11 protein-coding genes and 1 pseudogene are annotated in these 16,503 nt (G+C 29.8%); 5 read left to right on the forward strand and 7 right to left on the reverse strand.

What is annotated here, in order from left to right; all coding sequences use genetic code 4:
- Window positions 1-82 precede the first annotated feature (82 nt).
- The 4 genes from MAGB_RS03525 to MAGB_RS03540 are packed head-to-tail and all read right to left on the reverse strand — an operon-like array spanning window position 83 to window position 7,952.
- Window positions 83-2,164, reverse strand: coding sequence for a S41 family peptidase (locus MAGB_RS03525; protein ID WP_004024410.1), 2,082 nt, complete (start codon window positions 2,162-2,164; stop codon window positions 83-85).
- Complete coding sequence (mbfn, locus tag MAGB_RS03530; RefSeq protein WP_004024411.1) at window positions 2,131-3,939, reverse strand: leucine-rich repeat lipoprotein MbfN; 1,809 nt, start codon at window positions 3,937-3,939, stop codon at window positions 2,131-2,133. Before mbfn ends, MAGB_RS03525 begins: the two co-directional genes overlap by 34 nt.
- 19 nt (window positions 3,940-3,958) lie before the next feature.
- Entirely contained in the window at window positions 3,959-6,262 is a 2,304-nt protein-coding gene (locus MAGB_RS03535; RefSeq protein WP_004024412.1) for a leucine-rich repeat domain-containing protein, read from the reverse strand.
- 25 nt (window positions 6,263-6,287) lie between these two features.
- Window positions 6,288-7,952, reverse strand: a complete 1,665-nt coding sequence (locus MAGB_RS03540; protein ID WP_004024413.1) for a variable surface lipoprotein — start codon at window positions 7,950-7,952, stop codon at window positions 6,288-6,290.
- Between the two features lie 526 nt (window positions 7,953-8,478).
- On the opposite strand from MAGB_RS03540, the gene MAGB_RS03545 reads away from it, so the two are divergent.
- The 5 genes and pseudogenes from MAGB_RS03545 (at window position 8,479) to tsf (ending at window position 12,341) form a co-directional block, all read left to right on the forward strand.
- On the forward strand, window positions 8,479-9,327 hold the full coding sequence (locus MAGB_RS03545; RefSeq protein ID WP_004024414.1) for a DNA adenine methylase: 849 nt from the start codon (window positions 8,479-8,481) through the stop codon (window positions 9,325-9,327).
- Window positions 9,320-9,742, forward strand: coding sequence for a DpnII family type II restriction endonuclease (locus MAGB_RS04555; RefSeq protein ID WP_268869544.1), 423 nt, complete (start codon window positions 9,320-9,322; stop codon window positions 9,740-9,742). Before MAGB_RS03545 ends, MAGB_RS04555 begins: the two co-directional genes overlap by 8 nt.
- 20 nt (window positions 9,743-9,762) lie before the next feature.
- Window positions 9,763-10,248, forward strand: a pseudogene (locus MAGB_RS04605) (DpnII family type II restriction endonuclease).
- A 190-nt stretch (window positions 10,249-10,438) separates the two neighbouring features.
- On the forward strand, window positions 10,439-11,392 hold the full coding sequence (rpsB, locus tag MAGB_RS03555; protein ID WP_004024415.1) for a 30S ribosomal protein S2: 954 nt from the start codon (window positions 10,439-10,441) through the stop codon (window positions 11,390-11,392).
- A 52-nt stretch (window positions 11,393-11,444) separates the two neighbouring features.
- Entirely contained in the window at window positions 11,445-12,341 is an 897-nt protein-coding gene (tsf, locus tag MAGB_RS03560) for a translation elongation factor Ts (protein ID WP_004024416.1), read from the forward strand.
- 36 nt (window positions 12,342-12,377) lie between these two features.
- Here tsf and MAGB_RS03565 read toward each other — a convergent pair whose 3' ends face one another.
- From MAGB_RS03565 to MAGB_RS03575, 3 genes are all read right to left on the reverse strand, one after another.
- Window positions 12,378-14,252, reverse strand: coding sequence for a S41 family peptidase (locus MAGB_RS03565; protein WP_004024417.1), 1,875 nt, complete (start codon window positions 14,250-14,252; stop codon window positions 12,378-12,380).
- A gap of 19 nt (window positions 14,253-14,271) precedes the next feature.
- Window positions 14,272-14,775 carry a dUTP diphosphatase gene (locus MAGB_RS03570; RefSeq protein WP_004024418.1) on the reverse strand — a complete coding sequence of 168 codons (504 nt, stop codon included), beginning with the start codon at window positions 14,773-14,775 and terminating at the stop codon, window positions 14,272-14,274.
- 335 nt (window positions 14,776-15,110) lie between these two features.
- Window positions 15,111-16,475, reverse strand: coding sequence for an FAD-dependent oxidoreductase (locus tag MAGB_RS03575; protein ID WP_004024419.1), 1,365 nt, complete (start codon window positions 16,473-16,475; stop codon window positions 15,111-15,113).
- Window positions 16,476-16,503 lie beyond the last annotated feature (28 nt).

Consider the following 16,503-nt stretch of genomic DNA (forward strand, 5'->3'; position numbering starts at 1 on the left):
ATGCTATAGCAGATTTATCAGTAAAACAGACTAAAAGAGCAAAATAAAAACTCAGCAATTTGAGTTTTTATTTTTAAACTTTTTATCTTAATCCTGGGTTTTCTAGCTTATATTGAAATTCAACAAATCTAAATAATTCTTCAATCTTATCTATCTTTTTCTGCATTTCGTCTATTGAATCAGAATCTTTTAGCTTGTTTTCTTCAAATGTTTTGCTAAATTGCTCTTTTTTATATTCATCCTGAATAGCATTAAGAAGAACTTCAATATTATCAGCTACTCTTTTTCAAGCATCTGTTTTGATTCTTCTTTCATATTGATGATATTTAGCATCACCTTTTTCTTTGGATTCTAAATAAGTTTCAATGATGTCATAGTTATAATAAGCAAAATAAGGAATTTCAATATCAGGATCAATGCCATCTTGAGTATAAGGCAAGTCTTCTGGTTTCTCTATTTTTCTATCAACTCATGATATTCAGGCATTATTAGATGAAAATTTAAAGCTTGTACCATCAGGAATAACAAGCGGCAAGATTGATCACATTCCACCGCCAGATTTATTGCCAAGTATAGTTGCAAATTTGTTTTCTTTGGCAATATGAGTTAATAAATTAGCAGCACTGAATGTATTAACACCAGCTAGAATGTATCATTTATATTCATTAGTATTATCATTTTCATCATACTTTTTGTCATTGTTAATATCAACTCTAAATTTTGAATAATCTAGAATCTTATTAATTTTTTCATAAGTATAAAGTTGCTGATCTTTGCCTGATAAAAATCCAGCAACTTTTTTCATCGCAACAATTGCACCACCGCCATTAAGTGATAAATCTAAAATAATACGCTTAATAGGAGTATTTTTTTCTGAATGCTCTTTAATCATTTTCATAGCTTTAGACATTAAAACATAGCTATCTTTAGTATGAGCATCAGGCTTGCTGATATCTTCATCATTAGCTACATTGAAATTATCTAGGTAGATAATTGCTATGTCTTTGTGGAACTTAACGAACTTGTCCTTATCTCCTTCTAAAATACCAAGGCGAATCTTATTTAGGATATTAAGATAGTGAATAAATTCATGTACTCTTCCACTTAGTGCCTGACCAAAAGGCTCAGCCCTATAGTCTGCTGGATGAAAGTATGAGCCCGATTCAATTGAGCTGTGCAGTTCATTTAATTCTTTGTAATAAAAGTCTGTATAAGCTCTACCGTTAACAAATGCATCTGTGCTTAGCATTCTTTCTTTCAGAGTCATCTTAGCTTCATTAGGATCAAGGATGCCTGTGTCTTTTATGACTGTTTTAGAGAAGTATTCGTCAAAATCTTTAACACCTTTTTTTTCTAAAAATTTCTCTTTTATGCCATAAAAATTATCAAATAAGAATCTGAGGAAATTGTAAGTATTAATTCTTTCTTTAACTGTTTGCTTAGTATTATTACGGCTATTAGTCATAATTTTGTTGTACTCTTTAGGATCCGAGTCTTTATTAACAGTAACAGTAGTGCCTATAAATTTATCATTGTTAAAGTAAATATTGTAGTAGCTTTGTGAGCCATAAAGTAAGTTAAAAAGGGAAAAAGGCATAAAGATATTGCTATCTATTTCCTTAATGCTCATGCCATACTTGCCTAAATCAAGAGTGCTAAATTCTTCATTATCTAATCTAGTTAATTTTTGATCTAATTCTTTTATGTTTCTAGAGTAATCAGTAGTTGAAGAACCGCGCACTAGGAAAAATGCTCCAGTTGTGTTCATTTTAATCACATTTGATTTAGTATCAAAGACAGCTTTATTAGATCCTCTAGATCACTCAAATACACCATCAGATGTTTTGTTAATTTTTAATTCTGAAGTATTAAAAATTCCATTTAGTTTTGTCAAAAATTCATTGACATTGACATAAAGATCTTCTGTATCTTTATGTCTATATGCTCTTATTTGTTGCTCTTTATTTTTATACTCATCAGAAAGGTTAGTAAATGAATATGACTTGTCAAACTTTAAGTCTTCAGTAACTTTGTTAGTTATTGAGTGTCTACTAAATGAACTACTATCACATGATGCTGAAATAGCTATTGGCAAAAATGAAAAAGTAGGAACAATGAATTTAAGAAGTTTTATTTTTTCTTTACTTCAACTATTTTTTCTCATTCGCTTGAACCGTTTTCATTTTTACCATCTTCGTATTTCTTTTTTTCTGAGTCAAAATAATTTGTGATGTCTCCTGGAGTAACACCTGTTTCAGGATGATACTGTGTTAGATCAGAATCGTTTTTTATAGTTTCAGTTTTTAATTCAAAATTTATTGCATTCAATATTTCAACAAGGGTTGATATAGCAGCATCAAACACTTCAAATTTATGTTTAGCACTAATCTTTTCATACTTATATGAATCAAGAACTTTTTCTAGTATGCTCTTTAAATTTCCATTATTTAGACTGGCAATTAAACCTTTAATTTCAGACTTAGTGTCTTTTTTAAGAGCTTCTATAATCTTTTTCTTTTGATCTTCTTTTATTGAAGTAAACTTTTTAACAATTTTTACATTAACAATATATGCTAGGAATTTAATGTAGTCTTCCCCTAGTTTTATTTTATTAGAGTCAGTAATAATTTTCTTTAATTTTTCAAGCAAACTTTTCTTAGCATTATCATCTGCAACAATGATTTTCTTAAGAGAAGGCAATAATTGTTTGTTAATTGCAATTGATTCATAATATGAATCAGGGTTGACTTTATCAAATTTAAAGTCTGATTCAAATTCCAATTCTTCTAAAAATGTACTGCTTAAAGCAAATGATTTTAGTGTTTTAGGAAGAACTAATTTAGTAATTTTAGTATTATTAAAGCCTGCAAATTTTTCTAGCTTTTTAGGTAATGTTAATTCTTTAACTTTTGTTTTGCTAAAGCCTTCTAATGATTTTAAATCTTCATTAAAAGTTACAGCTTCTACTGCAGCATTATCAAAAGCACCTCTTTCAATTTTTTCAATTTTTTTACCAAGAGTAACTTTTTTGATTTTTTTGTTACCAGCAAATGCATCTGATAATATGTATTTATAATCGTCACCAATAATTAATTCACCATTTTTAACTAATTTAGCTAATTCATTAGCTTTGGAAGGAGTAATAGCTTCTTTTGATATTTTCTCTAAAATCTCAGAAATTTCTTTTCTTAGCTTAATTTCTTGATCCCTATAATCTTCGTTTTTGTTTTCTTTAGCTTTTTTGAAAATCTCTTTTAGTTTGTCTGCTTGCTCTTCAAATGAACCACTTGCATTATATTCTCTGTTGAAGGTGTTCAGTATATTTGATTCTCTAGCCAAATATAACATTAAAAGCTCTTTATCAGTCTTTTCTTCTAGTTTTTGTGCTTCTTGAATGTCATTTTTAGATTCGTGAGTTCATTGTAGTAAGTTTTTAAAATAATGTGGATCACCTTCTTTGTTTGATTCAGCCTTAGAAATTGAATTATCTAATACTTCAAGTGCACTTGGTTTAGTTAATTTTGCTTTAGCAGCTTTAGCAGCTTCTAGTGCTTTATTAAAATCATCTTTAGCAAGTTTTTGCTTTTCTTCTTTTGAAAGTGCATAGTAACTATCAATTTCCTTGATTCGAGCCTTTAATTTTGCAATAGCATCCTTAACTTCTTCAGCTGTCTTTGCATTATGATGGGCATCAACAGCAGCTTGAATTACTTTTGCAGATTGTTCGAAGGCATAATCTGTATAGTCACCAAGATAATGATTACGCTTGCTAGTTGCCTTAGTGATTTCATCTTGAAGCTCATCTTTTAGCTTTTGAAGTTCTGCAGCAGCAGGATCTTGCTTATTAGTATCTTTTTGAGCCTTATCTTTATTATCGCAAGCAGCTGCTATTGCAGGAAAAGTTAATATCGGTAAAAGCACTAATCCAAATTTTTTCATATACTATTTATCTCCTTTATTAATTAACATTAGTTTTATCAACCAATTTAATTAATTGGTTAAAATCATCTTCCTTCATATCATTTCATCATTTGCTTCTAACTAAATATTTGCTATAAACTTCGATTTCTTCTAAAGCACCTCAGTGTGATTTGCTTATATCAGTAAATCTAACAAACTTAGGCAAGACTAACTTTTTGATCTTGCTTTCGTGGAAGCCTTCAAATGATTCTAAGTTTTCAGGTAGTTTGATATCTTTAATTAGTGTTGAATTAAATCCGCCCACTTTAATTACCTTTTCAGGAATTATTAATTGGCTAATATTAGTTGAGTTAAAGCCATTTATTTCAACTAAGTTTTTAGGTAACTTAATTTCACTAATGTTTGGATTGTAATTAAATGCACTATTAGTAATAACTTCTAGTGATTCAGGCAGAATAACTTCTTTAATCTTAGACTCTTTACCTGAAAAACCACCAAGTACTTTTAAATGACTAGGTAACTTAATTTCTCTTAATCTGTTATTTGAAAAAGCACCGTCACGAATTATTTTTAGTGTTTCAGGTAAAGTAATTACTTCGATATTAACTAGATTTTCAAAACCAGCTAATTCAGTTAGTCCTTTGTTAAATCTAATTCTATTTAATTTAGAGTTTCTAAATGATTCTTGATGAATAACTTTAAGTGATTTTGGTGTGGCTAATTTAGTAATTAAAGTACTTGCAAAACCGCCCAAAGTCTCTAGCTTACTAGGCAATTTGACTTCTTTAAGCTCTGTTTCATCTAAGGTATTTTTATGAATTACTTTAAGTTGCTCAGGAAATAAAATATTTTTAATTTTAGTGCCAGCAAAACCACCAAAAGAATTAAGATTCTTAGGCAAATCAAGACTGGAAATATCACTATAATCTAATGTTTCGGCCCATATATCTTTAAGCGATTCTGGAAGTTTAATTTCCTTAATATTTCAGTTTTTAAAACCACCAAAAGAAATTAATTTTTCAGGCAATTCTAATTTATTTTCTCTAGCCTGTTGCCCTTTTATATCTAAAGTATTAGGCTCAATGTGTAATAAGTTTTTAGGCAAGGTAATTTCAGAAATAGCTGTTTCGGCGAAACCACCAAATGAAACTAAAGAATCAGGCAAAGTAAGACTATCAATTAAAGTTTTATCAAAAGCATTTTTGGAAATAGATTCAAGTTTTTGTGGCAGTCTTAGTACTAAAATGCTAGTGTTTTCAAAACCACCTAATTTTTTAAGTGATTCAGGTAAGTCAATTCTCTTAATGCCTCTTGATTCAGCAAAAGCATTAGGCTTTATTTCAACTAATCCATTATTTAGTGTTAAGCTATTAATATTAGATTTCTTAAAACCACCAAGTATTTTTAGTGAATTAGGAAGCTTTAATTCAGTTAGATTAAAGTTTAAAAAACTTTCATCTAGAATTTCTTCTAATTGGTCGTTAAATTCAATTTCTTCTAAATTATGTAGAGTATTAAATCCGCCTAAAACTTTTAAGTTTTTATTAAATTTGAGTTTTGTTATAGGAGTTTCATCAAATGAATTTTCATGTATCTTAGTTAAAGATTCAGGGAAACTTAATTCTCTAATGCTTGTAGCTTTAAAGCCACCTAATTCAGTTAGCTTATCTGGTAATTTTATAGTTGCAATTTCAGTATTATCAAATGAACCGTTTAAAATTTTGCTAACACTTTGCGGAATTTCTATATTTTTAATAAATGTATTGGCAAAGCCACCTAAAACTTGTAGATTCTTAGGTAAAGTTACACTGTCTAAATTAGTATTATCAAAAGCACCTTGATCTATTATAGTAACGCCATCATGAAATTCCACTTTTTCTAAATTGTAAAAACTGCTAAAAGCATTTTTGCCAATTTTAGTAAATTCAGTAGGAATTTTTACTTCTTTTGAATTCCTGTCAAACTTTGCTAAAGCTTTTTTGGCTGTAAGAACAGAAGAGTTTTTTTCTTCCGGATCTTCCTGTTCGACAGTGCTATTAGTATCATCAACATATTCCTTTAACTCTTGCTCAGCCTTATTTTCAATTGCTTTAACTTGCTCAATTACTTTATTCAGTTCTCTTAAAGCTTGTCTGTCGCTTCAAAAATTATGAAGCTTATTTTCATAATTTTTAATAAGCTCCAATGATTCATCTTCTACCGATTCTAGTTTTAGTTTATGAAGATCATAAAGTACTTTAGTGCTCGGGTCATAATTACCACATTTTGCAGCAATTAAGGGAGTGGCAATAAATAAAGGAGCAATAAAAAGATGTCTTTTTAAGTATTTTTTTGCTTTCATTTAGTTCCTCTAAAAGGCTTTAAATTTATTTAGCTTTTTTCTCAATTACTAGTTTTCCCGAAATTAATTTTGATGACGCACTTGCTTTAATTGTGACTTTTTTGAAAACATCTTGGGTAAGGCCATTTTCAGTCACTGTGCCATCTTTTTCAGCCTTTATTTCTTCAATATCATCCTTAGTTATTTTTTCTAGTTCTTTAACCTCTTTAAGTAGTTTAGCAGCTGATAAACTAGCCAAATTGCCATCTTCAAATTCTTCTAAAAACCTTTTTACAAAGTTTTCCTCAAGTTTGAGTTTATTTAAATCAACTTTCCCATTTTGGACAGAACTTGATTGTGGTTTTTTAAGTGTATATTGACCTTCAAGCCTCTTTGAATTTTTTGAAGCTTTTATAGTTATTGATCCTTTGCTTGTATCAATTTCAACATCGAAATCATCTTCTTCTAAACCATTTTTAAATAAGTTGCTTAAGGTAAATCAAATGCTAGATTTAGTTGAATTATTTTCTTCATCATTTTTTTCATCCAAAGCTGTAAGAAGACTCTCTTTTGTTTTTTCATCAAAATTATAGGTAGATAGATTAATTTTTCTTTCAACACTATTTTTTTCAATAGAAACTGTACCCATAATTAGATTAGAAGTTTCAGAAGCACTTATAACTAGTTTTCCTGTACCAAATTGGACTTTTACATCATCAGTTTTAAGTGTCACTAGTGCAGGTATCTTTTTCAAAATATTTACAACATTCGATGTATTAGGTTTATCTTTAGCTTCTGATTGAAGTTCTTTTTTAATATCTTCAGTCATAACCATATTCAACATTACCTTAAACACAAATTTTAATGTACCTGTAAATTTAGCTGATGTACTTTTAGCAGTAACGGTTAGCTTGTTGCTTTCTTTCTTAATTTCAACATCCTTAGCATCTAAATCTTTCAATTCAGGAAGTTTCTTTAGAATGCTAACAATGCTTTCTGCTTTAAGTTCACTCTTTTCTGACTCAGTTTGTAGTCCTTTCTTAACTTCTTCAGTTAAAGTAACATTATCTAATTCAGTTTTGCTTGAAATGTTTAGCTCACCTTTAATAACTTTTGAACCTGCAGTTGCCTTCACAGTCAAAGTGCTGTCCTTGAATGAAACTTCAAAGTCACTTTCTGTTAATTTTGCAAAATTATTATCTTTCTTAAGAGCAGCAAGAACTTTAGCCTTATCTGGATTGTCTTTAGCTTCAGCTTTTAAAAGTGTTTTAGCTTCACCAGTTATTTGAACTTTAGATAAGTCAATAATTGCGTCTGGTGTTAGTTTTTGAACAGTAAATTCATATGTTCCCGAAACTAATTTTGATTCTTTATCAGCTTCAATAGTTAGTTTATTGTCTTTAAATTCAACTTTTGCTAAGTCAGATTCAGTTAGGTTTTCTAAACCTTTTTCTGTTTTAAGCACAGCAACAACTTGTGTTTTTGTCACACCATCTTTAGCTAATTTATTTAGCTCTTCTTTAGCTTTGTCACTTAATTTACCAAGTTCAACTTTTGTAACTTGGTCTCCAGTTGTGTCACCAGGTTTAACTGGATTAATTGGATTTTTGTTATCTTTTTCATTTGTATCATCACATTTAGCAGCAATAAATGGAATTGCACTAAAAACTGATAGTGATCCAAGCGATAATAACAATTTAGTTCTTTTCATAATATATCCTCAATAATTAGTTAAATATTAGGATAAAAAAATATCCTTCGACAAGAGGGATATCAAAAATAAAGATCGAGATACGCACGAATTACCGTGATCAACTCATAGGTATAATCTCAGCCTTTTACAGCACCCTTGTCAATTAAAATTATATATTATGTAATAGTTATAATATTTACTGCAAAAAATTATGAAAACAGGGCATCATTACTTTTCATCATACAAATGTGTTAGTATTGTTTTTTGCGCTATAAAATAGTGTTTTTGGGAAATTTACAGAATAAATTGGAATTTCAAAAGATTTTGCACAAAATGTTTGGAATGAGATTTGACACTGCAATGTTATCTGTTTATGAAAATTGCTAATAAAACACTGAATAAATTAACAAATCATTGTTAAGTATATTTCTAAAATACAAAATATACACAACAAAATAGCATTTTAGATATACATTAAATAATCAAGTAGTAACTGAAAAATTTATCTATTTAAAAACATCAATTTTATTAGTAAAATTAATGTATGTCATCACCAATTATTCCGAGTCCTTTTGTAAAATGAGCAGGCGGAAAACGCCAATTATTAGATGAAATTTTAAACAAAATTCCATCTAAATTTAATAATTATTATGAGCCTTTTGTTGGCGCTGGTGCTCTATTATTTTCACTCAAACTCAACCAAGTTAGTTATATAAATGACATTAACAAAAGTTTAATTCATACCTATAAAATAGTCAAAGATAATCCAAATGAATTAATTGATGTGCTGAGTGAATTAGATAATAAATTCACTTCTAAAAGCGATTATTATAAATGTCGAAATCTTTTTAATCAAAAGATTAAAAATAGTGAATATGATGTTTTACATGCTGCACTATTTATTTACCTAAATAAGCGCTGCTTTAATGGTCTATATCGAGTGAATTCAAAAGGATTGTTTAATGTACCTTTTAATAATAAAGAAAATATAAAATCATTTGATAAAGGTAATATTTTAAAAGCATGCGAATGACTACAAAACAAAGTTATAACAAATGCGGACTTCGAAATAACAGTTCAAACTGCATCAAAAGGCGATTTTGTATTTTTTGACAGTCCATATGCACCACTTAATGACAGTACATTTACTTCATATACAAAAGATGGCTTTACTTTAGATGATCATAAAAGATTGGCTAAAGTATTTAAAGAATTAGATAAAAAAGGTTGTTATCTAATGCTTACAAATCATAACACTGAATTAATTAGGGATTTATACAGAGACTACAATATTACTGTTATAAAGGCAAAAAGATTAATTAATTCTGATGCAAGCAAAAGAGTAGGGGAAGAAGTTATAATTACAAATTATATAAAGGAAGTTAATGAGTAATAAAATTGATTACTTTGTTGAAACATTATTACCAACAAACAAAGACTACGCTTATTTTGTAAATTGGCAAAATGTTAAATTGCCAGAACAATTAGAAGTAGAATTTAATGCTTTAAATTCATTAATATCTAAGACCAATAATTTTGACGACAGTTTTATCGCCTTACTATCAAAGCTCCCATCTGTTGTGCAGACTTTCCCATTTTTATTAGCATTATCAAAGCAGGATAGAGAACATTTATTAAACAGGCACACAAAGTTAGAAATATTTGACAATGAGAATCAAGTTGTCAATGACATAGAATTTTTTGTAGCTCAGGATAAGTTGTCTTTTGATGAAATAGAAAAATATCTTAACTTTTTTAAAAAAACAGGACTAAAAAATTTGTTTACTGACATTTTAAAAGAAATGTAATAGACTATTTAACAGGGACATTGGTCGGTTTAGATACACATGGTCGAAAAAATAGAAGTGGCCAAAATTTTAAGGTACTGTGTGAAAAATTAATAATATAAGTAGCATCAAAATACAATTTAACTTTCTATAAGCAAGTTAGGTTTAAAGACATAGAAAACGACAACTTAAAGTTCGCTGATGGATTACATAATAAAATAGCTGATATTGTATTAGTTAAAAATGGGAAAGCATTAAATATTGAATTAAATTATTTCGAAACAGGAGGCTCAAAGCCAAATGAAATAATAGAGAGCTATATAAACAGAAAAAACGAACTACTCAAAACCGGTAACTATTTCATTTTAATTTCTGATGGATTAGTATGAAAACAAAATTCACACAATCAACTAATCAAAGCATTTGACAACATTGAAATAGTAAATTATCACGTTGCTAAATCAAGTGAATTTGAAGAAAGAATTAAGCAAATTTTTGATGTAAGTGAATCTGTTACTAAGGAATAAAAATAATGTCCAAGTTTTTAGTGAAAATTGGCTTATTTTTTTCATTTTACTTTATAATTAAAAAGAATTTTTAATTAAATTTGATATCAAATTATTACACTATTATGGATTCGCTTGGGTGTGCCTGGAGAAAGGGTGCTAGGCGTTAGAAGTAATAGGAAGATATAACAAACTAAAGGAATTTTATTTTATGGAAAACGAAAACTTAAAAGTTGAACAAGCTACAACAGCTGAAAATAATATGGCTGAAAAAGCTGATGATTCAAAAGCTTCAAAGGAAGTTAAACCTACTATTGTTTCTAGAGAAAAATTATTAGAAGCTGGTACATATTTTGGTCACAAAAAGAGTATGTGAAATCCTAAAATGAAGGAATTTCTATACCCTCAATCAAAACGTGGAATGCACATGATTAACACAAATGTTACATTACAACGTTTAGAATTTGCTTACAATATTTTGAATAAATTTGTTGCAAAAAACCCTAGAACAACATTTATTTTTGTTGGTACTAAAAAACAAGCTAAAGACACAATTAAAGATAATGCTTTAAGAACTGGCAGTTTCTATGTATCAGAAAGATGACTAGGTGGTACATTAACAAATGCTTCTACAATTTTCAAAAGAGTTAAAGTAATGGAAGAATTAGAAGCTCAAGCAGCTAAGAAATTCCAAGGCTACACCAAAAAAGAAGGTCTTATTAAACAAAAAGAATTAGACAAATTGCACAAAAACCTTGATGGTATAAGAAAAATGCAAAGTCTTCCTTCATTCATGATTGTAGCTGACCCTAATGTTGATGCTATAGCAGTTAAAGAAGCTAGAAGTAAAGGTGTTAAAGTTATTGGTATTTTAGACTCAAACTCAAACCCTGATGCTGTTGACTTTGGTATTCCTGCAAATGATGATTCAGCTAAAAGTATTACTTTAATTATGACAATTCTAGCTGATGCTATTGCTACAGCTCGTGGCGGAAAAGCTAAATTTGCTTACCAAGGCGATGACAAAGTTATATTGCCTGAGTTCAAAACTGACAAGACTCTAAATCCTAGATTTATGAACCAAAGAAGAAGTTTTGAACAAAATAGTGCTGAAGGTGTTAAAACTGTAGAAAAAACTACAACAAGCACTGAAGTTGCTGAATAATTCAAATAAAATAATATTGTAGTATTTTTATAACAACTAAAGAGGTAGTATTATGGATAAAATGGCTCTAATTAAGGAACTTCGTGAAAGAACAGCAGCCGGAATGTCTGACTGTAAAAAAGCACTAGAAGCTTCAAATTGAGACGTTGAAGAAGCTATTTCATTTTTAAAGAAAAATGGAAAAATTAAGGCAGCTTCAAAAGCAAATAGAGTTTCTGCAGACGGACTTTTAGTTGAAGCGGGCAATAATGAAAGAGCAGTTTTAGTTGAATTAAACTGTGAAACAGACTTTGTGGCTCATGGTGAAGAGTTTGTGGCATTAGCAAACACAGTTGCACAAACAATCGTTGCAAACTTTGAATTAGTTAAAGAAAATGGTGCTGAAGCAGCTTTAGCACTTAAAGTGGCTAATTCAGATGAGACACTAGCTGATGTAATTTCATCATACAGTGCTAAATGTGGTGAAAAAATTGAATTAAGACGTTTTGTTTTAATTGATGCAGGCACAAATCAATCAGTTTCAACATTTGTACACATTAATGGCAAAATCGGTGCAATTATGCTTACAGAAGGCTCAGATGCTGAAGCTTCTAGAAACGTTGCAATGCACTTAAGTGCAATGAATCCTGAATATATTTTTGCAGAAGATATTCCAGCAAATGTATTAGAAAAATTTGCTTCAGAATTTAAAGAACCATTAGGCTTTAGTGACAAACCTGAAAAAGTCCAAGAGACCATTAAAAAAGGCTTTGTGGACAAAAAGATTTCTGAAGTTACACTTCTTGCACAAAAACTTATTATGGATGAGTCTAAAACAGTTCAACAATACCTAAAAGAACACAAATTAAGACTAATTAAAGCAATCAGATTTGGTCTAGGCGAAGGTATTGAAAAAAAAGAAACAGACTTTGCTGCTGAAGTAGCTGAACAAATGAATAAGTCAATGTAATTAATAAAATAAAAATAGCCAAGGAGTATTTCCTGGCTATTTTTTTGCTATCAGCTCAGCTAAAGCATAGTCATTATAAAAGTCTTCATAATTTAATTGGTTTTCAGCAGGCACTTCAAAACCGTTTTCGACTGAAACAAAGTGCTTTTCGTCTGATTTTGTAACAATTTTGGTATTTGAACTTACAACAATCATTGTGCCGTCCGAAAGTACAATTGGAATAATAGCACAAGCACCACCGCCTGTTTTTTGCCCAATTATTTGCACTTTAGAACTTGCAGGACTTAATTTATCAGCTGCTGTATAAGCTACTAAAGCATTAGCAGCACTAAAACTTAGATTGCTAGTTAGTAAGAATCATTTATAGTGTTTATCTAAATACTTTTGTGGTATTTCAGCTCTATAAACTGATTCTTCTAGTGTTTTGGTAAGTGTGTTATAAGCATATGAATAAGCTTTTCTATCTTGCTTGCCTTTAATTAGACCAATTAGCCTATATAGCGCTGCAATATTACCGCCACCATTTTGAGAAATGTCCAAAATAATATTACTTATTTCAGAGCCTGTTGACAATTCTTTTCTTTCAATCACATCAAGTGCATATTTCATTAATTCAAGTGAATCAGCCATATAATGCTTTACAGGATCGCCAGTAAGCTCTTCTATTGATGCTGTGTTAAAGCTGTCTAATGTAATAACAGCGCTTTTTTTATCAGGCAAGAATCTTACAACAGGAGTGTTGCTTTCAATTATTGCAGGTCTTCCGTTGTGTTCTCCAACCTTTAATAAACGTCTTGAGCCAATAGTGTCATTAAATTCTGCATGATCTCTAAGATTGCTCAATTTAAGTCTTAGCTCGTTTGCGTGTAGTCATCTTGATTTAAAATTAGGGTCAACTTTTTCTTTATATTCAAGCAGTGATTTATCCACTAGCCTTTTAATAAATTCGCCATCTGAATACTCTAGCGGTGTATAGTAATTAAATTGTCTTACAGAGGTGTGTAATTCATTAATTTGGCCGTGCAAGGCTTTAAAATAGCCTTTGTTGTAAATTAATGGGTTAGTATTTAGTATGTCTTTTTTAATACTTGGATCCAATCAGCTTTCAAAACCAACTTTGTCAAACTTTTTCTCTTCAGCAAGTCCATAAAAATTATCAAAAACAAATCTTAATGACTGCAAGGCATCTTGTCTTTGAGCAGCTGTTTCAGGAGTAAATTTAAATTTATTAGTTATTTCGCTTAATGCTTCTGGTGTTGTTCTAATAATTGTGTCTATATCAACACCATAGTATTCTGAGCCATTAAAGCGCAAATTATAGTAGTTTTGGCTTAAAAATAGCAAGTTAAAAACAAATAAAGGAATTACAGGGTCTTTATTTACTGCATGAACTTTTCAGTTATATTTTTTTAAGTCAAACTTAATGCTATGTGGTTTACCATCAATATAGCTGCTTTTAAATTGCAACGGTGTTAAGCTATGCATAAAGCCTAAGGTCTTTTTGCCACTTAAAATGCCAAAAACTCTAGGGTCGCTTATTTCAATTGTGTCATTTTCTCAATCAAATTTTAATGTAGCACCATTAGCCTTATAAATTTGATAATTTTGTCTATGTAAGAAATTATAAATACTACCCATTTGGATTAAATTGGTATTTACAACACCATTTAAAGCCGAAAGAGCCTGTTTTACAGACACATAAGGAATTCTGTCATTATTGAAATAATAAGTATCTATACCTTCTTTACCAATATGTTCATAGTATTGAACAGCGTTTACAAAAGCATGCCTATTAACAGTATAGTTAGCATCAGTATTAACTATTGAATTACTTACACACTGAGCAGCAACAAAAGGAGCAGTGACTACTGGAAGGCTTAAAGCTATAAATTTATTAAAAGATTTTTTCACAATTGCTCCTTATTTTTAATTAGTATCGTTCTTTTATTCTTTCGTAATTTTTCTTGTTTTTTACATAATATCAGTGAATTATTTCATCATCTGAATAATTTAATAGTTTAGCAACTCCGAGGGCAATTGCTAGCATTTGCGCTATAACATATTTATTTAAATTATTAATTGCGCTACTGATTGTACTAAATAATAAACAAATTTGTCTGTTTACATTGTCAGATAATATTAGTGGCTCAATATCAGGCTCAACATTATATTTGTATGCAAAAGAACCAATGAAATGAAGTATATCAGCAAATTCTTCCAAAGCCTTTTCACGATCGATTGTTTTATTAGCTTTTCAGTATTTAAATGATTGTACTTCATTAGCAAATTCAGCTGTTTCAACTAAAGTTGCAAGTAATTTCATTTCATCAAATTCAGCTTGACTTATTTTGCTACTTGAAGCATCAACATCATTACGATTAATAATTGCTATATCTAATTCTCTTTGCATTTCAAATATTTTTTTTAAATTCATGGCTAATAGTATAAACAATTCCTATATATAGTTAAATAATAAAATTTTAAATAAAGCATGTAAATTTATAAGTAAAAAAAGTGCTTATTATGTAAATTTTATACTTTTTGGCAGCATAGTACAAATATGTTTTTTGTAAAATGAATATACAACTTTAGTAAAAGTATGATAGTTAAAGTGCAAGTAAAGAAGACTTTAGTTAGTTCTGCTAGAAACTAGATTTTAGTTGCAGCAACATACTTTACAAGGCTGTTTTATAGGCTTATAAGGCAATAAACAAAAGAAGCACATCAAATAAAGATGATGCTTCTTTATAGTCATGTTAATTACTATTATTAGTATTTGTAGTCGATTCCTAATGCTTTTAAAATAGGAACTAAAACGAAGTTAAATGGCTTGTTGAAGTGTGGCAAGAAGTAAACGTCAGTAAGAGCAATTTCAGGAAGTGTTAATCCTTTTTGGATAGCTAGAGCTAACATGAAAATTGTTTCAGTGTGGATTGCATTGCCTCATGAACCAATTTGAGCTCCGACTAATTTTAGTGTCTTTGTGTCATATACGATCTTACATGCAACTTTTTCTGATGTACTCATAAATTCTGGACGGTCAAAGTCTTCAAAGTATACACTAGCTACATCTGTAAGTCCATTTCTTCTAGCAGCTTCTTCAGTGAATCCTGTACTTGTGTAGTGGCAACCAAAAACATTAATAGCATTTGTTCCAGCAACACCTGGGAATGGTACATTTAATCCTGCAATGTGTAATGCAGCTACAACACCAGTTTTAACAGCGTTTGTTGCTAAAGCAACGTGTGCATGATTTCCTGTTACACTGTGTTTAATAGCAGATGAATCACCAATTGCATAAATGTTTTCATCTCCTAAGATTTGTTGGAAGTCATTTACTTTAATAGCGCCATTAGGTAATTTTTCAGCATCAACCATTTCTGTTCTTGGTCTAAAGCCAACACTCATTATTACTAAATCAGCAGCATGTTCGCCTTTGTCAGTAACAACAGCTGAAACATCTTTACCATTAGCTGACTTAAATTCTTTAACCATTTCGCCAAGAGCTAATTTAACACCTTCGCTCTTAATGTTAGCTTCCATAATGTTTGTAAATTCAGGGTCAAAGTAGTTTCCAATAACTCTAGGGTTGTTGTCAATTAAAGTAACGTTTTTGCCTTTTTGTCAAAATGCTTCTGTAAGTTCAATTCCAATGTATCCTGCGCCAACAACAACAACATTTTTAATTTTGTCATCATTTGCTAATTCAACTAAGTGTTGAGCGTGTTGGAATAATTTTGAAAGAACGATATTATTGTATTCAATACCTGGAATCTTAGGTTCAATTGGTCATGTACCACCAGCAAATACTAATTTGTCATAAGTATCTGTAAATTCTTCACCAGTTTTTAGATTCTTAACAACTACTTCTTTCTTGTCTTTGTTAATTTTAATTACTTCATGTTCAGTTTTTAAGTCAACACCATATTTGTCTCTTAAAATTTCAGGAGATGAGTAAAATAGACCGTCAGGTTGACTAAATTCACCACCTACTCAAACTGCTATACCACAACCTAAAAATGACACGTTTGTGTTTCTGTCATAAGCTGTAATTTGAACATCTTTATTTACGGTTTTAACTGTCCTGATAAATGAAGTTCCTGCGTGGTTTGCTCCCACTAAAATAATCTTCATATAAGTCCTCCAATTTAATATAGTAAAA

This window comes from Mycoplasmopsis agalactiae 14628, from assembly GCF_000266865.1.
Classification (GTDB): domain Bacteria; phylum Bacillota_I; class Bacilli_A; order Mycoplasmatales; family Metamycoplasmataceae; genus Mycoplasmopsis; species Mycoplasmopsis agalactiae_A.